The following is a 20014-nucleotide window of genomic DNA, read 5'->3' on the forward strand; positions in this document are numbered from 1 at the left end:
TTCCTGCCTCCAAACCACCCTTCATGAGACGGACCTTCCTGCTTGGTACTTTGCTTGCCGCCATCACCGCCATCGCGCAGCCGCCTTCGCCGCGCAGTCATTTCGGATTCAACATCGGCGATAATTACCAGCTCGCTACCTATACGCAAACCGAGGCTTATTTCAAGAAGCTGGCGGCGGCTTCCGACCGGGTGCGGCTGGTGGATATCGGCAAGACCGAGGAAGGGCGATCGCAATGGATGCTCGTGGTGTCGGCGCCCGGCAACCTGGCGCAGCTCGAAAAGTATAAAGGCATCTCGCAGCAGCTTGCGCGCGCCGAGGGCATCGACGAAAGCACGGCGCGCCGCCTGGCCACGGAAGGCAAGGCCGTGGTATGGATCGACGGCGGACTGCACGCCACCGAGACTGTCGGTGCGCACCAACTGGTGGAGACGATCTGGAACTTCGTGAGCCGCAACGACGCCGAAACACAGCGCATCCTCAACGATGTGATCATACTTTTTGTACATGCCAATCCTGATGGACAGGAACTCGTGAGCAACTGGTACATGCGCAACGCCGATACACTAAAGCGCTCGTACCGCTACCTGCCGCGGCAATACCAGAAATACGTAGGCCACGACAACAACCGCGACTTCTACATGATGAATATGAAGGAGACGCAGAACATGAGCCGGCAGCAATACGTGGAGTGGATCCCGCAGATCATTTACAACCACCACCAGACCGGCCCCGCCGGCTCGGTGCTGGCCGGTCCGCCCTACCGCGATCCCTTCAACTATGTATACGACCCGCTGGTGATCACCTCGCTCGATGCGGTCGGTGCCGCCATGAACAACCGCCTCAACACGGAAGGAAAGCCGGGCTACACGCAGCGCGCGGGCTCCGTGTACTCCACCTGGTGGAACGGCGGGCTGCGCACCACACCGTATTACCACAATATCGTCGGTATCCTCACCGAGATCATCGGCGACCCTACGCCGTCGCAGGTGCCGGTGGTGCCCGCGCGCCTCGTGCCCAACGGCGCCACGCCCAACCCGGTAACGCCGCAGCGCTGGACCTTCCGGCGCTCTATCGATTACTCTGTGTCGCTCAACTATGCCGTGCTCGACTACGCCAGCCGCAACCGCGAACACCTGCTGTACAATATCTGGCGCATGGGCCGCAATGGCATCGATGCCGGCAGCCGCGACAACTGGACGCTGGGCCCGCGGCTTTCCGATTCGGTGGTCGCTGCCTGGCGCAAAGACCAGCGTGGCCGCGAAGGGGTGCCACGCACCCCCGACACGGTGGCGCAGCGTTACTACGACCTGGTGTTCCGCGACACTTCACTCCGCGATGCGCGGGCCTACGTGATCCCGCCGCAGGCCGACATGCCCACGGCCACCAAATTCATCAATGCGTTGCTCTACAGTGGCGTCAAGGTGCAGCGTTCAACCGCTTCCTTTAATGCGGGAGGGAAAACCTATCCGGCAGGGTCGTACGTGGTGCCGGCCGCGCAGGCCTTCCGCCCGCACGTACTCGATATGTTCGAGCCGCAGGATCACCCCAACGACCTGCAATACCCGGGCGGGCCGCCGGTGCCGCCCTACGACGCCGCCGGCTGGACGCCTGCCTTTACGATGGGCATTCGCTTCGAACGCCTGCTGCAGCCCGTTCAGGCCAATCTGGAAACAATCCCGTACGGTGAGTTGCAAACTGCCAATGTGGTGATCAGCGGGAAGGGGAAAGCCGGTTTTCTGTTGAACGGGCAGGTCAATAACAGCTATGCGCTGGTGAACGACCTGCTGCGCGAAGGTGTGCCGGTATCCCGTATTGTTACGGGGGAAGACGCCGGTGCTTTCTATGTGCCGGCATCCGCTAATGCGGCCGTGCACCGTCTTGCCGCTACCTGGGGCCTGCCCGTCCGCAGCCTCGACCGCAAGCCGCGGTCGCTTACCGCGGTGCGGCCGCGGCGTGTAGGGCTCTTTGAGCCCTATGGCGGCTCGGAGCCGTCGGGCTGGGCCCGCTGGATCCTGGAGCAGTACCACTTCCCGGCCGCGCAGGTGTATGTAAAAGACATCGACTCGGGGGATATACGCAAGCGCTTCGACGTGCTTCTTTTTGTTACCGGCACCATACCACCTCCCGGGCTGCGGGAAGGGAGGGGCGGCCCGCGGCCGGAAGAAATCCCGGAGGAATACCGCCGCATGCTGGGCCGTATTTCTACGGACACGACGATCCGGCACCTGCGCCGCTTCCTTGAAGAAGGCGGCTCGGTGCTGGCCATCGGCAGCAGCACGGCACTTGCCTATCACCTGAAGCTGCCCGTACGCAACGCGCTCACCGAAGTGGTGAACGGCGAAGAGCGCCCGCTCCCGGGTGAGAAGTTTTATATCCCCGGCTCTGTGCTGGAATTGCAGGTAAGCACCACCGACCGGGCCACGCTGGGCATGCCGCGGCGCGCCGACGCCGTGTTTGCCCGCAGCCCGGTGTTCCGCGTTGGGCCGGAGGCCGTGCTGAGCCGCCAGGTGCGGCCGCTTGCCTGGTTTGCAACGGAGCGCCCGCTGCGCAGCGGCTGGGCCTGGGGGCAGAACTACCTGAAGGATGGCGTCGCCGCCTTTGCCGCGCCGGTTGGCAAGGGCACCTTTTATGCGTTCGGCCCCGAGATCATTTTCCGCGGCCAGGCGCAGGGCACCTACAAATTCCTCTTCAACCAGCTTTACGCGCTCGACTGATCGCCGGGTGCCGGCGTGTCGAGGTCGCGCACCTTCACCTGTTCGAGGTAAGGCTGCAGCAAAGCCGTATCGTCGGAGGCGACGATCTGCTCCACATGCTTGCGGTAGGCCTCGTAGCGGACCTCTACATAAAATCCCTGTAGCTGGTATAATATAGCCGGTTGCCCCTCAGCGATACGTTTGCCGATGTATGCCCCGTCGCGTTGCAGCAGGTTCATCTGCGTGTCGGGGGGCATATCGCGGAAAAGCTCCGGCGTAATTGCCTTCTTAGTCATAACTCACTCTTTCAGTAGTTCACAAATCAATCGACGGAAGGCTGCGGGCGGGGAGTTATCCCCATTCCGCCCGTTGGTACGTGGGTTACGATTCCGCGCCAAAAGGGTGCCAATACTGCCTTTGGCTTAAATTGCCCCCAAATTTTTCCGGCATGCGCCTACGCTTTCTCCTGCTGTTTTTTCTCGGTTCCATAATCGCCGCCAGCGCGCAGCTTCAAAGTCCTGAGCGCTTTCTCGGCTATGCGGTGGGCAGCCGGTACACCCCGCATCACCGCCTTGTATCCTATTTTGAGCACCTGTCCGCCCAGGCCCGCGATCGCGTAAAGCTGCAGGTGTACGGCAGCACCAACGAAGGGCGCCCGCTGGTGGCGGCTTTTATCTCGTCGCCCGAAAACATTGCCCGCCTGGATGCCATCCGCAGCGCCAACCTGGGGCTGGCTGCCGGCCAGGACCAGCGCGCCGGAACGCCCGTGATCGTGTGGCTTTCCTACAATGTGCACGGCAATGAACCTTCTTCATCGGAGGCCGCCCTGCGCACCGCCTATGCGCTTGTCAGCGGCGAAGGCCACTCTTCCGAATGGCTGCGCAATACCGTGGTTGTGATCGACCCCTGCCTGAACCCGGACGGGCGCGACCGCTATGTGAACTGGTTCCAGTCTGTGTCGGGGAAAAAGCCCAACGCCTTGCCGGACGCGCGCGAGCACCGCGAGCCCTGGCCCGGCGGGCGCGTCAACCATTATTATTTCGATCTTAACCGCGACTGGGCCTGGCAAACACAGGTGGAGTCGCAGGCGCGGATGGCGCTCTACCAGTCGTGGCTGCCGCAGGTGCACGTCGACTTCCACGAGCAGGGCGTCAATAACCCCTACTACTTCGCACCGGCCGCGGAGCCCTACCACGAGGTGATCACCCCCTGGCAGCGGGAGTTCCAGAAAATGATCGGGCAAAACCACGCCCGCTATTTCGACAAGGCCGGCTGGCTTTATTTCACCCGCGAGGTGTTTGACCTTTTCTATCCTTCTTACGGCGATACGTACCCGCTCTACAGCGGTGCTATCGGCATGACCTACGAACAGGGCGGCGGTCCCGCCGGCGGCCTGGCGGCGCTGACCCATTCGGGCGATACGCTGACGCTTGCCGACCGGGTGGAGCATCATTTCACTACGGGCATGAGTACCATTGAAACCGCCTCCGCCAATGCCACGCAACTGCTGCAGGAATACCGCAACTATTTCCGTACGGCGCAAAGCAGCGGGCAGGGAGGCTACCGGAACTACGTGGTGAAGCACCGCCCCGAAGACGGCGGGCGTATCGCCGCACTGCGTCGCCTGCTCGACCGCAATGGGATCCATTATACCGACGGGCAGTCGGGCGCTGCCCGTGGCTTCAGCTACGAAAGCACCCGCGACGAGAGCTTCACGATCGGGGCCGAAGACCTCGTTATCCCGTCGGTGCAGCAGCGCAGCGCCCTGGTGCGCGTGCTCTTTGAGCCCAACCCCAGGCTCGCCGACTCGCTCACTTATGATATTACTGCCTGGGCTTTGCCCTACGTATATGGATTGAAAGCCTATGCCGCCCGCGATCTGGGCGGGCTGCGCAGCGCGGCGCGCCCTGTGGCGCCGGCCGCTCCTTTGGGCGATGCTTATGGCTATGTAGTTCGCTGGGATGGTGTTGGCGCGGCCCGCTTCGCGGGGGCGCTGCTGCAGGCAGGCGTGCGCCTGCGCTTCAGCGAGCGGCCCTTCACCCTTGGCGGCCGTCGCTTCGAACGCGGCACCGTCATCGTGCTGAGCAATGCCAACCGCGCCGTTGGCGACCTGAGTACGCTGCTGCGGGCTAAAGCCGCTGAAAGCGCCGTCGAGCTCGTGCCGGTGAGTACCGGCCTGGTGGAGTCAGGAAGTGATTTCGGTGCTTCATCCGTACGGCCGCTCGGGACACCAAAAGTTGCGGTGCTGGCGGGCGAAGGCACGAGCAACAACGCCGTGGGCGAGGTATGGCACTACTTCGAGCAGGTGATCGATTACCCCGTAACGCTTATCAATACAACGGATTTTGGCCGCACCGACTTGTCGCAGTTCAACGTGGTAGTGCTTCCCAACGGCAACTACCGCTTTCTTTCCGACAAGCTGATGGCCGAGAGCCTGCGCACCTGGGTTTCGCGCGGGGGCAAGCTCATTGCCCTGGAAGGCGCGGTGAGCCAGCTGGCGGGACTTGACTGGGGACTCAAAGCGCGCAAGGGCGAAGACAGTGCCGATGCGGCGCGCAACCCTTATGCGGCATTACGCACTTACGGCGACCGCGAGCGGGAAGAGATCGCCAACTTCACACCGGGCTCCATTTACCGGGTTACACTCGACAATACGCACCCGTTGGCTTATGGCTATTCGGGCACCTATTACACGCTGCGCCAGGACGACCGTGTGTATGAGTTCTTCAACGAAGGCGGTTGGAACGTTGGTGTAGTGAAAAAAGAAAAACCGCTCGCCGGCTTTGTAGGCAACAAGCTGCAGCCGCGGATGCAGGATGCGCTCGTATTTGGTGTGCAGGACCTGGGCAGCGGCTCGGTGGTTTATTTTGCCGACGATGTGCTGTTCCGCAGCTTCTGGGAAAATGGAAAGCTGCTGTTTGCCAACGCGGTGTTTCTTGTAGGGCAATGAGGAAGAATGCAGATCTTTTATGATTGATATGATTTACGCAGCCTTCGACTTCGCTCAGGCTGACAATGTCATGGTGAGCTTGCCGAACCATGCGTGCGTCAGCCCATCATAAAAAATCATAACCAATCTGCGCATGGCGCCAACGGCGCCATCAGCGTTCTTTCTCTTCTCGTGACAACCAAAAACGAATGCTATTTATGAAACGGTTACTATACTTTTTGCTTCTGGCTTCTTTCACTGCAAATGCCCAGGAGCCGGTCTTTCGTACTTCGGCGGACATCTACCTGGGCCTGCGCAAGCTGAATGTGCTTGGGTCGGTGCTGTACCTGGCAGCGCATCCCGATGACGAGAACACGCGCCTGCTGGCTTACCTGGCCAAAGACCGGATGTACCGCACCGGCTACCTGTCGCTCACCCGCGGCGACGGCGGGCAGAACCTGATCGGCGATGAGCAGGGCGTAGAGCTCGGCCTCATCCGCACCCAGGAGCTGCTGGCAGCGCGCCGCATCGATGGCGCCGAGCAGTTCTTTACCCGGGCCTTCGACTTCGGGTTTTCAAAAACACCGGTCGAAACCTTTACCAAATGGGACCGGGAAAAGATCCTCTCCGACGTGGTATGGGTCATCCGGAAGTTTCAGCCCGATGTAATCATTACGCGCTTTCCCACTACCGGTGAAGGCGGGCACGGCCACCATACGGCGTCCGCAATCCTGGCCAACGAGGCCTTTACCGCCGCCGCCGACCCGAAGCGTTTTCCCGAGCAGCTCCGGTGGGTACGCCCCTGGCAGGCCAAACGCATTTTGTGGAATACGTTCAACTTCGGCAGTACCAATACCATCCGCGAGGATCAGCATCATTTCGACGTAGGCGGTTATAACCCGGTGCTGGGCAAAAGCTATGGCGAGATCGCCGCCGATAGCCGCAGCCAGCACAAGAGCCAGGGCTTCGGCGTGCCGCGGCAGCGGGGTGAGGCGCTTGAATATTTCAAGCAAACCGGAGGCGCGGCTTTCAGTAAGGACCTCATGGATGATGTTGACCTCTCCTGGGACCGCATGCCCGGCGGCGCGGCGATCCGCCCGCTGGTAAACAACGTGCTGGCGAACTATGATTTCATGGCGCCGCAGAAGTCGGTGCCGGCGCTGATCGTGCTTTATAAGGCGCTCCAGGCGGCACCGCAAAGCTATTGGCGCGACCAGAAGCTTTCCGAAGTGAAAGACCTGATCGAGTCGGCGAGCGGACTTTGGATCGAAGCCTTCAGCATGGAACCTTACGCGGTGCAGGGCGATTCGGTGCGACTCAATTTCGTGCTCAACAGCCGCCTTGGCGTTCCGGTTATCCTTGAGCGCATCACTACCCGTGGTCTTGATACGGCTATGCGTGCAGACGCCGCGGCCAACAAGAATATTATATTGGTCCGCAGCCTCGCGGTCGACTCGAGCTTTCCGCTGACGCAGCCTTACTGGCTCCGGGAAAAAATGAGCGAAGGGTATTATACCGTGACCGATCAAAGCCTCATCGGCCGCCCCGATGTGGAGCCTGCATTCGAGGCGCAGTTCCGCATTTCCATCGATGGCGTTCCGTTCACGCTGACACGACCGGTGCGGTATAAGTTTACCGACCCGGTGAAGGGCGAGCAGTACCATCCGCTGTACATCATTCCGGCCGCCACCATCACTACGGGGCCCGATGTGCTGCTGCTGCCGCGCGGCGACAAGGAGCCCCGGCAGGCCGTGGCGCAGGTCAAAGCGCACAAAGACATCAAGGCGCCGGTTGAAGTGGAGCTGCGTGGCTATCCCAACAGCGGGCCGGTGCGCGACAATAGCTTTTCGCTGCAGCGGAATGCCAACAAGCAATATGCTTTCCAGGTGTCGGGCACCGATCGGTTTACGAAAACCGATACCGGACTTATCTATCAGAACCGCCTCGAATCGGCGCTTGCTTATGCGCATTTCAAAGGCACGGAGCAGCACGATGCCGACGTGGCGATGCGTGCCATCAACTATGCGCACATCCCGTCGATCCGTTATTTCCTTACCGACCCGCTGAGCCTGCTCAACATCGACCTGAAAACACGCGGTAAGAAGATCGGTTATATCGTAGGCGCCGGTGACAAGGTGCCGGCGGCACTCGAGCAAATGGGCTTCGACGTGACGGTGCTGGGAGAGAAGGAACTGCAACGGCTCAACCTGAAAAGCTTCGACGCCATCATCAGCGGGGTGCGGGCTTACAATACCAACGACTGGCTCAACCCGCTGCACGGCAAGCTGATGAAATACGTGGAAGACGGCGGCAACCTGATCGTGCAGTACAACACCAGTAACCAGATCGGGCCGGTGCGTGCCAAGATCGGACCGTATAACTTCAACATCACCCGCAACCGCATTACCGATGAAAATGCCGCAGTAACCATCCTGAAGCCGGAGCACCCGGTGCTGAATTTCCCGAATAAGATCAATGCCACCGACTTCAACGGCTGGATCCAGGAGCGCAGCATTTACCATGCGTCTACCAGCGACCTGCCGAAAGAATTCGAAATGGTGTTCCGGATGAACGATCCCGGTGAAGCGCCCGACGACGGCAGCCTGATCATTGCGAAATACGGCAAGGGCTATTTCACCTATACGGGACTCGTGTTTTTCCGCGAGCTGCCTGCGGGTGTTCCGGGTGCGTACCGGCTGCTGGCCAACCTGATTGCGCTTAACCAGAAAAAGGAACTCTGATGGCACCCGCTCCGGATCCTACACGCCGCCGCATCGGCATTGTGTTCGTAATTGTGCTCGGGCTTGTGCTCGGCATCGCGATCAAAAAGCTGACCCTCGGCCTTTTGCTGGGGCTCCTGCTGGGTGTACTGGCAGGAGGATTGAAAAGACATTGAGTGGAATTTTCAACAATCAATGTTCAATTTTCAATGTTCAAGGAGTGGAGAAACCACTTGTAATTTGAATATTGAGCATTGCATATTGAATATTTATCTTGCTCGCATATGGCCCATGACCGCGTTCCGTTCTTCCGCTCCTGGCGAGGCTGGTACTGGCTCGTATTCGGCGTGCTGATGGCGCTCATCTTCTTTTTCTGGTACCTAACCCGCCGCTACGCATGAACGGACTCGACTGGAGCGTGCTGGTGCTGACCCTGCTGGCGATTGTGTTGTACGGCCTTTATAAAAGCCGTGCAAGCCGCAACCTGGAAGGCTACTTCCTGAGCAACCGCAGCATGCCCTGGTGGCTGGTGTTGCTTTCCATCATGGGAACGCAGGCATCAGCAATCACGTTTCTGTCGGGCCCCGGGCAAGCCTTTGCCGACGGGATGCGCTTTGTGCAGTATTACTTCGGGCTGCCGCTGGCCATGATCGTCATCTGCATCACCTTCGTCCCGATCTTCAACCGGCTGAAGGTGTTCACCGCCTATGAGTACCTCGAGCAGCGCTTCGATGAAAAGACCCGGCTGCTTACTTCTTTTCTTTTCCTGCTGCAACGCGGGCTTTCCACGGGCATCTCCATCTACGCGCCCACCATCATCCTGTGCGCCCTTTTTGGCTGGGATGTTTTCTGGACCAATATCCTCATGGGTGGGCTGCTGATCATCTACACGGTGGCCGGCGGCGCCCGCGCCGTGGCTTACACCCAGAAGCTGCAGCTGTTCATCATCTTTGCCGGTATGGCACTCGTGGGCTGGTGGGTGGTGCACCTCATGCCGGAGGGCGTGAGCATCGGTGAAGCCCTGCACGTTGGCGGGAAGCTCGGACGACTCAATATCATCACCAGCGGAACGACACACGGCGGTTTCAACTGGAACGACCGCTACAATATCTGGAGCGGCGTGATCGGTGGTTTTTTCCTGGCGCTTTCTTATTTCGGAACCGATCAAAGCCAGGTGGGACGCTACCTCACGGCGCAGAACAATACCGAAAGCCGCCTCGGGCTGCTGATCAACGGGCTGGTGAAGATCCCGATGCAGTTCGGCATCCTGCTGATCGGCGTGCTGATCTTTACGTTTTACCAGTTCCGCGGTACGCCGCTTTCTTTCAACAGCGCATTGGTGGAAGACGTCGCCGGCTCTACTTATAAAGATTCTCTTGCCGGGCTGCAGGCGCGGGCCGAGGCGCTAAACGCGGGCCGGGCACACACCGCGGTGCGCTTTGCGCATTGGGCGGAACGGCCCGGCAGCGACTCGCTTGCATTTTATACCGCCCGACTCAAAACCCAGCAAAACCAGTCCGACTCGCTGCGTGCGCAATTCAAGGCCTGGACGCCGAAAGTGAGCAGCCGCGACGCCAACGATACCAACTACGTGTTTCTTTCTTTTGTAAAAGAGTACCTGCCCGCGGGGCTCCGTGGACTGCTCATCGCGGTCATCTTCCTGGCGGCCTGGGGCTCTATTGCCGCCGCCCTGAACGCGCTTGCCGCCAGCTCCGTGGTCGACTTTCACCAGCGGCTGCGCAAGGGAGCGGGCAGCGACGACTACCGGTTGTCGCAGGCTTACACCTTTGCCTGGGGCGTCTTTTCAATCGTGGTGGCGCAGTTTGCGCACCGCCTGGGGCAAAGCCTTATCGAAACGGTCAACATATTGGGATCGCTGTTTTACGGCGTCATTCTCGGCATCTTCCTCGTGGCTTTTTACCTGAAGCGGGTTGGCGGCAACGCGATCTTTATTGCTGCCCTACTTGTGGAAGTTTTCGTCGTGCTGCTTTTCTTTAATGAGCAGATCCCGCTGCTCCGTTTCCTGCCCGATATTTCCTTCCTCTGGCTCAATGCCATCGGTGCCATCGGCGTGGTCTTAGTAGCGCTCATCGCGCAAATGTTTGCAGCCAGGAAGCACATTGCCGTGGACGTGTAATTGCCCGCTTCCTGCAAAAAAAAAGCCCGCTTCAACGAAGCGGGCTTTGTCAATCTGAGATCTTACATCAAACATTACTTGAGCGATGCCTGGAGCTTTTCGTTCATCCGCACATAGTCGGGGTTATTCTGCTCTTTAGCAAGTGCCATCGACTTTTGCGAAGCTTCCATGGCTTCCTTTTTCTTGCCGAGTTTGGCCAGTGCATTGGCGCGCTGGTAGTGTACCCAGTAGGCGTTGGGCTGTGCTTCCACGGCTTTGTCGAGCCACTGCGCCGCCTGGTTGAGGTCTTTGCCATTGTCCATATAGTACATGGCGGCGGCATAGTAAGGACGGTTGTCCTTGTTCATCAGCTGGTCGATCTGGCCCATGATCTTCTTGTCGATGTCGACAGAGATGGGAACGTTTACGACTGTGTTGGCCCACATCAGCTGCAGGTCCATCGAGTTGTTCTTGATATTTCCGAACTGCATGGTGAAGGTCTCAACAAAATTGGAGCTGGTGGTGGAAGGCACTTTGAAGCGCAGCACGTCGAGGTCTTTGTTGTAGTCGGTACCCCAGTTGGCGGAACCCTTGTTGATGATCACTTCCCATTCGTTCTGGTTGGGGATGGTGAATACGGCGTATTCGCCGGCCTTCAGCGGCTGGCCACCAATGGTGACATCATCGGCGAATTTAAGACGGGTAGCAGCGTTGGCACCGGTGCGCCAAACCTGTCCGTAGGGCGCGAGGTCGGTAAACAGCTTGCGGCCCTTGATACCGGGACGCGAGTAGTTGAGTTCTACGTTGGAGATGCCGAAATCCTGGCGGACCATCTGCGAAGGACTCGGGGCGGGCGTGCGTAATTGCTGGGCCTGGGCAGTACCAAGCACGCAGCTGGCAGCAATCGTTACAAGTAAGCTTTTAAGCATGACTTTTTGGTTTTGAACAAATGTAAAGAATGTGGTGGTCGGGAAAAGGAGGAAAGTGGCCGTTGGATGAAAAGAGCGATTCCCGGAGCGTTCAAATGCTGCATTGAAAGGCTGTCACGATCGACGATTCACGATTTGCGCCCCCGGAATGCCGGATGAAATTCCTGCAACGTCCTTCGCAAGAATTCCCGGTCGAGGTGCGTATAGATCTCGGTGGTGGTGATGCTTTCGTGGCCGAGCATTTCCTGCACGGCGCGCAGGTCGGCGCCGGCTTCCACGAGGTGCGTGGCAAAGGAATGCCGGAAGGTGTGCGGAGAAACATTTTTCCTGATGCCCGCGGCCTGCACGAGTTCTTTGATGACCAGGAAGACCATCACGCGGCTAAGGCGGCGGCCGCGGCGGTTGAGAAAGAGAATGTCTTCCTCGCCTTTCTGTATCGGGAGGTGCACCCGCACGTGGCGCACATAATTCGTGATGGCCCTGATCGCTTCCGACCCGATGGGCACGATGCGTTCCTTGTTGCCTTTGCCGGTCACCCGTACAAACTCCACATCGAAATACAATTGCGACAGTTTGAGGTTGACCGCTTCGCTGACACGCAGCCCGCAGCTGTACAGCGTATGGAGGAGCGCGTAGTTGCGTTCGCCCTCGGGTTTGCTGCGGTCTACCTGCGCAAGGATGGCGTCGATCTCGCCGGTGCTGAGCACATCGGGGAGCGCGCGTTTGAGCCTGGGTGCCTCCAGCAGGGTAGTGGGGTCGGTGCGCGAAATGTCTTCGAGCAGGCAGTATTTGTAAAATGCGCGGATGCCGGATATCACCCGCGTCTGCGACGCCGGTGTGAGGCCCAGCTCCGCCGCCCACTTTACAAAGGCCTGCAGCTCTTTCAGCGACAGCTCCGAGGGCTGCCGTGCGCCCGTTTCCAGTTCCAGGAAGGTTGTGAGTTTTCCGAGGTCGCGGAGGTAGGCCTCGATGGAGTGCGCCGACAGCGACTTCTCGAGCTGGAGATAGGCCTTGAATCCTTTTTTATATGCGTCCCACACGATGTAAAGGTGAACAATATTCAATATTCAATGCTCAATGATCAATTTTCAAGGAGGGGCCCCACTACCGTGTGCCTTGCACATTGAACATTGAATATTCCTGAAGCCCTATCTTCGGGGCCATGTCTGCCTACCGCCGCAAATTCAATGAAAAGGTGCTGGTGCACCGCTCGCGCCTTCGTCGTTTTCTCACCAAGCTGGAAAACAACCTGCCCCGTGGCTACGACGCGATTGCCGTGGAGGTAGACCGCGAAGTGTGGGCCGAGGTGGACTGCCTGGCCTGCTCCAACTGCTGCCGCGCCATGACGCCCACCTACACACCCGCCGACCTGAAGCGCATCTCGGCGCATCTCGGCATGACGGTGGACGCCTTCAAGGAAAAGTGGCTGTTCAAAGACCGGAAAGGCGAGTGGATGAACCGCACGCAGCCCTGTCAGTTTCTCGACAAGCGCACCAATATGTGCTCCATTTACCCGATCCGCCCGGCCGACTGCGCCGGCTTTCCACACCTGGCCAAAAAGCCCGCGAAGACGTACATGCACATTCACAAAGCCAACGTGCAGTATTGTCCGGCCACCTTCACGTTCGTGGAGAAGATGATCGAGCGTGTAGGAAAGTTGTGACGCCGTTAGAGAAAGAACGCTGATTCCGCGAGCGGAATACGCAGATTGGTTATGATTACGCGGATGTTGGTACCGATATCTGCGTTCATCCTGACAGATCAAAAAAAATCTGCGTTCTTTCTCTCCTGTCATCTCTTTTAAAAGAATACGTTCCGGATAAAGCAATACTCCGGTGCCTTTCCCGGCAGCTCCGTGATGGCCATGATGTCGATGCGGAAATCGCGGTACTGCGGATGCTTGCGCAGCCAGCCGGAAGCGGCGTTGGTGAGGTTGCGGAATTTCTGCCTGTTTACCTTGAGTTCGGGCGGGCCGAAGCGCCCTGAAGTTTTATACTTCACTTCGATGAAATGCGGCAGGCTGTCTTTCACTGCCACCAGGTCTACTTCCAGATGCCCCCAGCGCCAGTTGGTGGCGACGATGCGGTAGCCTTCCCGCTCCAGCCAGGCGGCGGCAAGCGTCTCGCCGTTCTTTCCCCGTTCGTTGTGCACGGCCATACTTATTTTTACGGGCAAAGTATGACCGACCTCCAAGCCCACCAACGTGTTATTCCCATCACCGGCGTCGTGCAGCATTATGCCTGGGGCGGCCGTGTTTTTCTGCCCACGCTTTTGGGTGAAAAAAACACCGATGGAAAGCCTTTTGCCGAATACTGGCTCGGCGTTCACCCTGCATCACCGTCTGCATTGCAAATGGCGGGTGGCCGCCGCGAGCCGCTCGACCGCTTTATTGCCCGTGAGCCCCAGGATGCGCTGGGAACTAAAGTCCGGGAACGCTTCGGCGGACTTCCTTACCTGCTTAAGGTGCTCGATGTTGCGCAGATGCTTTCGATTCAGGTGCATCCCGATAAGAAGCAGGCGCGCGAAGGCTTTGCCCGCGAAGAAGCGGCCGGCATCCCGCGCGACGCGCCGCACCGCAATTACAAGGACGACAATCACAAGCCCGAGCTGATGATCGCGCTCAGCGAATTCTGGCTTCTCCATGGCTTCCGCCCCGAAGAGCTCGTGGAAGCTGTATTGCAGGAGACGGAGGAACTGTCGGGCCTGCTGCCGCTGTTCCGGTCGGGTGGTTACAAAGGTTTATACGGACACTTGCTGCGACTGCCGCAGGAAGAAGTAAACCGGATTCTGCAGCCGCTGGTCGACCGGATCCTGCCGCTGTACCGGGCCGGGCAGCTGTCGAAGCGCAGTCCGGACTTCTGGGCGGCGCGCGCCGTAGAAACTTTTTCTCCGGATGGCAACCTGGACCGCGGGCTTTTTTCGATCTACCTGTTCAATATTGTGATGCTGCGGCCAGGGGAAGGCATTTTCCAGGGCGCCGGTCTTCCGCACGCTTACCTGGAAGGACAATGCGTGGAGCTGATGGCGAATTCCGACAACGTGCTGCGCGCCGGCCTAACGCCCAAGCACTGCGATGTGCCCGAGCTGCTGCGCCTCGTGCGCTTCGAAGCCACGCACCCGCAGGTGTGGCGCCGAAAGGCCGGTACCTGCGCCACCTTCGAGGCGCCGGTGGACGAGTTCCAGCTGGAGCATTGCCGGGTACCAGAAGGCGATAAGCACTTCTTCTATGCCGAAGGACCTTCCATCCTGCTGGTGCTCGAAGGCAGCGGCATGGCACAGGAAGGTGCGCGCAGCTTCCCGGTAGGCGCGGGTCAGGCTTTTTTCGCCTTGCCCGATGCCGCCCTCATGATCAGTGCCGAAGCACCGCTTAGCCTTTACACCGCCTCCGTGCCCGGTGCATAAAATGTGAATAGCTAACGCCCGAAGTCCCTATTTTTGTCGCCTAATTTCTAGCATCGATGAAACGCAATACTTCCGTCATTCTCTCCTTCGGCCTGCTGGTGCTGGCCTGCTCGCTCTACCGCGTATGGGACGGCCGTCCCTGGGGCTTTGCGCCGCAGATCGCCATCGCCCTGTTCAGCGGTGCCATCATCCGCGAAAAGAAATACGCCTTTCTGATGCCGCTGGCTTCCATGCTGCTTTCGGATTCGCTGTACCAGCTCCTGTATGTGAACGGCCTGAGTAAGACCCCGGGCTTTTATGGCGGGCAGGCTACGAACTACGTGCTGTTCATGGCCATGACGGTGTTTGGCTTCTTCATCAAAAACTTCAATGTAGGCCGTATCCTCGGTGCCTCCCTGGCTGCTCCTACAGCTTACTTCCTCCTCAGCAACTTCCTGGTTTGGACCGGCGGCGGCGGCTACGGTCACCCCAAGAACTTTGGCGGACTGATGCAGACCCTGGCGGACGGCCTGCCTTTCTACGGTGGCAGCCTGGCGGCTACGGTGCTGTTCTCGGGCCTGTTCTTCAGCGCCTGGTATGCCATCAACCAGAAGCAGCGCGAGCTGGCCTTCTGAATAACGAATATCGAATACTGAATTTCGAATATTGAAATAGCAAAAACCCGCCACAGGCGGGTTTTTGCATGTTTAATGTTCAATGTGCAATGTTCAATTAATCAGTTTTCGAATGAGCAGCTCCCGGCATTTTGACTTGTGTATTGATCATTGAATATTCCAACCATTAGACATGCGATATTCGATATTCGTTATTCAATATTCTCATAACCGCTATCCACCTGCAGTCCTTTGCCGTCGGCGGCGGCTGTTGCGAGTTCATCGCAGCGGTTGTTGTAGGGATTGTCGGCATGACCTTTCACCCATACAAAGCGCACGGTGTGTTTTTGCGCCAGATCGTGGTAGCGCATCCAGAGGTCGGCGTTCTTTTTTCCTTTGAAGCCGATGCGGATCCAGTTGCGGAGCCAGCCTTCCTCGATCGCTTTCACCACGTACTGGCTGTCGGAGTAAACGGTTACCGACTGTCCCGGGCTCTTAAGAGCCGAAAGACCCATAATAACAGCGAGCAGTTCCATGCGGTTGTTGGTAGTGCGGCGAAAGCCACCGCAAAGCTCTTTCAGGTGCGGGCCGCTCATAAGAATAACACCGTAGCCGCCCGGGCCGGGATTGCCACGGGCCGCGCCGTCGGTGTACATGATAATAGGGGAGGATGCCATCGGGCGCGAAAATACGGTTTCGTCAGCCCTGAGCTGTCAACTGTGAGCCCGCGATGTGATGAAATAAGAAACGGATGCCTTTGGCATCCGTTTCTCGTAAACAGGCGTCAGCGCTCACGGTTGACGGTTCACGCTCACACCTGGAACACGCCGATCTTAAACTCCTTCTCGATCGGCGCCTGCTGCGCGGCATAGAGCGATTCGGAAATTATGCGACGGGTGTCGGCCGGGTCGATGATGGCGTCTACCCAGAGGCGCGCGGCGGCGTAGTAGGGCGAAGTCTGCTGCTCGTAGCGGCCCTTGATGCGTTGCAGCAGTTCGGCTTCCGCTTCGGGCGTGATCACCTCGCCGCGGGCTTTGAGCCCGGCCACCTGGATCTGCAGCAGCGTTTTGGCTGCCTGCTCTCCGCCCATTACGGCGATCCGGGCGCCCGGCCACGCGTAGATAAAGCGCGGGTCGTAGGCTTTGCCGCACATGGCATAGTTGCCGGCGCCATACGAGTTGCCCACCACGATGGTGATCTTGGGCACTACCGAATTGGCAACGGCATTCACCAGCTTCGCACCGTCTTTGATGATGCCGGCATGCTCGCTGCGGCTGCCCACCATGAAGCCCGTCACATCCTGTAGAAATACAAGGGGGATCCGCTTCTGGTTGCAGTTGAGGATAAAGCGCGCGGCCTTGTCGGCGCTGTCATTATAGATCACACCGCCCATCTGCATCTCGCCTTTTTTGTTCTTGACGATCTTTCGTTGGTTGGCTACGATGCCTACTGCCCACCCGTCGATGCGGGCCGTGCCGCAAACGATGGTTTTGCCATAGTCTTTTTTGAATTCGTCGAACTCGGAGCTGTCTACGATCCGCTTGATCAGCTCCACCATGTCGTAAGGACGGCTGTTGTCGGGCGATACAAGGCTATAGAGGTCTTTTGCCGGCAGGGCAGGGGCTTCCGCTTTCACGCGGTCAAAGCCCGCGGATTTGGGAGCACCGATCTTGCCGATGATCTTCTTCACCTGGTCGAGGCATTCTTCCTCGGTTTTGAATTTATAATCGGCGATACCCGATATCTCGGTATGCGTCACCGCGCCGCCGAGGGTTTCGGTGTCGATGTCTTCGCCCACCGCCGCCTTTACGAGGTAGGGGCCGGCAAGAAAGATGGAACCCGCGCCTTCCACCATCAGGGTTTCGTCGCTCATGATTGGCAGGTAAGCACCGCCGGCAACACAGGCGCCCATCACGGCGGCGATCTGCACGATGCCAGCCGCGCTCATCTGCGCATTGTTATAAAAGATCCGTCCGAAGTGCTCCTTGTCGGGAAAGATCTCGTCCTGCATCGGGAGGTACACGCCGGCGCTGTCCACGAGGTAAACGACCGGCAGGTGATTCTGCAATGCGATCTCCTGCAGGCGCAGGTTTTTCTTCCCGGTGATGGGGAACCAGGCACCTGCCTTCACCGTCTGGTCGTTGGCTACGATCACGCACTGGCGGCCGCTCACATAACCGAGACCGGCCACGGTGCCACCCGCCGGGCAGCCACCGTGCTCCTCGTACATGCCATAACCGGCAAAGGCTCCGATTTCCACGAAGGGCGTTCCTTTATCCAGGAGGTAGGCGATCCGCTCGCGCGCAGTCAGCTTTCCTTTTTCCTTTTGTTTGGCAATGGCTTTCTTGCCGCCGCCTTCATGAATTTTTTCAAGAAGGGCGTTTGTTTTGTCGACAAGTTCGTGGAGGGGCGCAATCGTTTTTTGTTCCATAATTTGTAAAGGATGAGCCGGGCAAAGATAGGGCTTGACGTTATCGGGCTCCGGGGGCTTTTAACAGTCGTGTTAACGGCATTTCCCTACTTTTAATCAATGATTGGCCCTGACCTGCGTACGCCTCTTCCTACCCTTGTCAAAAACGCCACGGAAAAAAATCACCTCGATCTCGAGGCTGCCATCGCTCCTGTGTGGGAGCGCCTGCAGGAGCCCGGTGTTTATGCACGCCTCCTGCAATCCTTTCATGGCTTTTTTGCTCCGGTGGAAAAGAGCATCGATCGTAATTTCCCGGTGACGGCACTGCCCGACATCCCGCAACGCCGCAAGGCGAGTTGGATTCTGTCGGATCTCGCAGCACTCGGCGTGCCCGAAACACCGCCGGCCAGCACCTTTCTTCCCGATATCAACAACGCCGACGCCGCCTGGGGCGCGCTTTATGTGCTCGAAGGTTCCACCCTCGGCGGCCGCCATATCTGCGGCATTATCCGCAAAGCCTTGCCCGATGCTCCGCTGCGGTTCTTCGAAGGCTATGGCGCCGAAACCGGCCCGCGCTGGGTTGCCTTCCGTGCGGCCCTCGAAGCCTGGGGCGAAAAAAACGACCCGGCTTCCGTTACCGAAGCCGCCAACCTCACCTTTCAAAATTTCCGCCTGTGGATCAAGCAAACCCTGTGAGCGCCAACGGGCGTGTGAACTACGACTCTGAATTTTGCGGGCGCGTGCCGCTCAACCAGACCAACCTCGTGCAGCCGCACGGCGTGTTGCTCGTACTGGACCGCGACAGCCTGAACGTGCTGCAATGCAGCGAGAATGCGGAGGACATCTTCGGCATCGCGGCTGCCGATTTGGCCGGGAAGCCGCTGGCCGACTTTTTTACCAAAGAACAGTTTGCGCGGCTGCGGGAGCGGCTTGTGGCCGGCGTGGAAGGGAAGTTCCCGCTACAGGCATCGGTCAACGGGCGCGACTTTCTTTTCGTGGTGGAAAGCAACGACGGGTTCCTGCTGCTCGAGGCCGAGCCGGTATCGGCCGAGCCCATCAGTTTTGTCGACGTATACGAGCAGCTGAAGTACGTGATGGCCGCCATCGAAGGCACCTCCACCGTAGAAGAAGCCGCCGGGCTCGTAGCCCGCGAGCTGAAGAACTTTTCCGGCTTCGACAAGGTGATGATTTACCGCTTCGACCGCGACTGGAACGGCGAGGTCATTGCCGAAGAACGGGAGGAGGGCATGGAAAGCTATATGAACCAGTTTTTCCCGGCCTCCGACATTCCGAAGCAGGCCCGCGAGCTTTACCGGAAGAACCCCTACCGCCTTATTCCCAATATCGATTATACGCCGGTAAAGCTTTACCCGGTACTTAACCCGGTGACGCACTCGTTCACCAACCTCTCTAACAGCAACCTCCGCAGCGTGGCCGGCGTTCACCTGGAGTACCTCCGTAATATGAACGTACAGGCTTCGATGTCGACCCGCATTCTCAAGGACGGACGGCTCTGGGGGCTGATCGCCTGCCACCACCGCACGCCGCGTTACCTCAGCTACCAGCACTGCTCCGTGTTTGAGCTGCTGTCGACCTTCATTACCTCCCGGATCGGGGCCATAGAAAATGCCGAGGTTGAAGCCGCCCGTGCCGAAGGGCTCCTGCAGCTCAGCCGCGTAGTGGATTCCGTTCTCGACGCCAACAGCTTGGCGGAAGGACTGGGCCGCCAGTCGGAACTGGTGCTGCAACTGCTGAGCGCCGACGGCTTTTCGCTGGTACACAATCGCAAGGTATACTCCTGGGGGCTGGCGCCGGATAGCACCGAGGTCCAGGATCTGGCCTACTGGCTGCAGACGCATTCTGTAGACAAGCTCCGCCAGGAGGCGTCGCTGGCACAGGTATTCGAGCCGGCGGCTGCATATGCGGCGACCGCGAGCGGGCTGCTGGCGCTGCCCCTGCAGCCTGAGCGAGGCAACTACCTGCTGGGCTTCCGGCGTGAAGCCATCCGGCGCATCAACTGGAGCGGAAATCCGAACGAAGCAGTTCAATTCGAGGCCGATGGCCGGCGCTATCATCCCCGGAATTCGTTCAAGGTCTGGCAGCAAAAGGTGGAGCACACGGCGCCGGAATGGAGTGAAACCGAAGAATGGCTTGTCGACAACTTCCGCCAGTTTTTGGTGGAATTTCTGCTGCGGCAATTGCCCGGTTAAACAAAAAAG

The 20014-nt window shown here is 58.8% G+C and carries 16 protein-coding genes; 10 read left to right on the forward strand and 6 right to left on the reverse strand.

Translation table 11 applies throughout. The annotated features are described in order from the left end of the window. Window positions 1–23 precede the first annotated feature (23 nt). Window positions 24–2717 (forward strand): M14 family metallopeptidase, encoded by a 2694-nt coding sequence (locus tag EPD60_RS15915; RefSeq protein ID WP_131450517.1) that lies wholly within the window; start codon window positions 24–26, stop codon window positions 2715–2717. On the opposite strand, the gene EPD60_RS15920 is transcribed toward EPD60_RS15915, so the two are convergent. Then, entirely contained in the window at window positions 2702–2992 is a 291-nt protein-coding gene (locus EPD60_RS15920) for a hypothetical protein (protein WP_131450518.1), read from the reverse strand. The genes EPD60_RS15915 and EPD60_RS15920 overlap by 16 nt on opposite strands. Before the next feature lie 152 nt (window positions 2993–3144). On the opposite strand from EPD60_RS15920, the gene EPD60_RS15925 reads away from it, so the two are divergent. The 4 genes from EPD60_RS15925 (at window position 3145) to EPD60_RS15935 (ending at window position 10482) form a co-directional block, all read left to right on the forward strand. Next, on the forward strand, window positions 3145–5646 hold the full coding sequence (locus EPD60_RS15925; protein ID WP_131450519.1) for a M14 metallopeptidase family protein: 2502 nt from the start codon (window positions 3145–3147) through the stop codon (window positions 5644–5646). A gap of 197 nt (window positions 5647–5843) precedes the next feature. Then, window positions 5844–8366, forward strand: coding sequence for a PIG-L family deacetylase (locus tag EPD60_RS15930; protein ID WP_131450520.1), 2523 nt, complete (start codon window positions 5844–5846; stop codon window positions 8364–8366). Next, window positions 8366–8521, forward strand: a complete 156-nt coding sequence (locus EPD60_RS17060) for a hypothetical protein (RefSeq protein WP_165871580.1) — start codon at window positions 8366–8368, stop codon at window positions 8519–8521. Before EPD60_RS15930 ends, EPD60_RS17060 begins: the two co-directional genes overlap by 1 nt. A 221-nt stretch (window positions 8522–8742) precedes the next feature. Then, window positions 8743–10482, forward strand: coding sequence for a sodium:solute symporter family protein (locus EPD60_RS15935; RefSeq protein ID WP_131450521.1), 1740 nt, complete (start codon window positions 8743–8745; stop codon window positions 10480–10482). 74 nt (window positions 10483–10556) lie between these two features. On the opposite strand, the gene EPD60_RS15940 is transcribed toward EPD60_RS15935, so the two are convergent. Together EPD60_RS15940 and xerD are read right to left on the reverse strand one after the other, a co-directional pair. Beyond that, on the reverse strand, window positions 10557–11390 hold the full coding sequence (locus tag EPD60_RS15940; RefSeq protein ID WP_131450522.1) for a DUF2911 domain-containing protein: 834 nt from the start codon (window positions 11388–11390) through the stop codon (window positions 10557–10559). Window positions 11391–11518: 128 nt separating this feature from the next. Further along, complete coding sequence (xerD, locus tag EPD60_RS15945) at window positions 11519–12454, reverse strand: site-specific tyrosine recombinase XerD (protein WP_243647857.1); 936 nt, start codon at window positions 12452–12454, stop codon at window positions 11519–11521. Between the two features lie 98 nt (window positions 12455–12552). Between xerD and EPD60_RS15950 the strand changes: the two genes are divergently transcribed. Further along, window positions 12553–13053, forward strand: coding sequence for a YkgJ family cysteine cluster protein (locus EPD60_RS15950; protein ID WP_131450523.1), 501 nt, complete (start codon window positions 12553–12555; stop codon window positions 13051–13053). Window positions 13054–13190: 137 nt separating this feature from the next. Here EPD60_RS15950 and EPD60_RS15955 read toward each other — a convergent pair whose 3' ends face one another. Next, on the reverse strand, window positions 13191–13547 hold the full coding sequence (locus tag EPD60_RS15955) for a YraN family protein (protein ID WP_165871581.1): 357 nt from the start codon (window positions 13545–13547) through the stop codon (window positions 13191–13193). A gap of 21 nt (window positions 13548–13568) precedes the next feature. Between EPD60_RS15955 and manA the strand changes: the two genes are divergently transcribed. Then, window positions 13569–14792, forward strand: coding sequence for a mannose-6-phosphate isomerase, class I (gene manA / locus EPD60_RS15960; RefSeq protein ID WP_165871582.1), 1224 nt, complete (start codon window positions 13569–13571; stop codon window positions 14790–14792). 56 nt (window positions 14793–14848) lie between these two features. After that, window positions 14849–15406: a DUF6580 family putative transport protein gene (locus EPD60_RS15965; protein ID WP_131450526.1), complete on the forward strand. Its 558-nt coding sequence runs from the start codon at window positions 14849–14851 to the stop codon at window positions 15404–15406. 191 nt (window positions 15407–15597) lie between these two features. Here EPD60_RS15965 and rnhA read toward each other — a convergent pair whose 3' ends face one another. Both rnhA and EPD60_RS15975 read right to left on the reverse strand, forming a co-directional pair. Further along, window positions 15598–16062: a ribonuclease HI gene (rnhA, locus tag EPD60_RS15970; RefSeq protein ID WP_131450527.1), complete on the reverse strand. Its 465-nt coding sequence runs from the start codon at window positions 16060–16062 to the stop codon at window positions 15598–15600. Between the two features lie 134 nt (window positions 16063–16196). After that, on the reverse strand, window positions 16197–17816 hold the full coding sequence (locus EPD60_RS15975; protein WP_131450528.1) for an acyl-CoA carboxylase subunit beta: 1620 nt from the start codon (window positions 17814–17816) through the stop codon (window positions 16197–16199). A gap of 99 nt (window positions 17817–17915) precedes the next feature. Between EPD60_RS15975 and EPD60_RS17065 the strand changes: the two genes are divergently transcribed. Then, window positions 17916–18491, forward strand: a complete 576-nt coding sequence (locus tag EPD60_RS17065) for a biliverdin-producing heme oxygenase (protein ID WP_165871583.1) — start codon at window positions 17916–17918, stop codon at window positions 18489–18491. Next, window positions 18470–20005, forward strand: a complete 1536-nt coding sequence (locus tag EPD60_RS15980; RefSeq protein WP_165871584.1) for a GAF domain-containing protein — start codon at window positions 18470–18472, stop codon at window positions 20003–20005. The genes EPD60_RS17065 and EPD60_RS15980 overlap by 22 nt, the downstream gene beginning before the upstream one ends. Window positions 20006–20014: the final 9 nt, after the last annotated feature.

Origin of the sequence: Flaviaestuariibacter flavus, from assembly GCF_004337505.1 — a bacterium.
In the GTDB taxonomy this organism is placed as follows: domain Bacteria; phylum Bacteroidota; class Bacteroidia; order Chitinophagales; family Chitinophagaceae; genus Flavisolibacter; species Flavisolibacter flavus.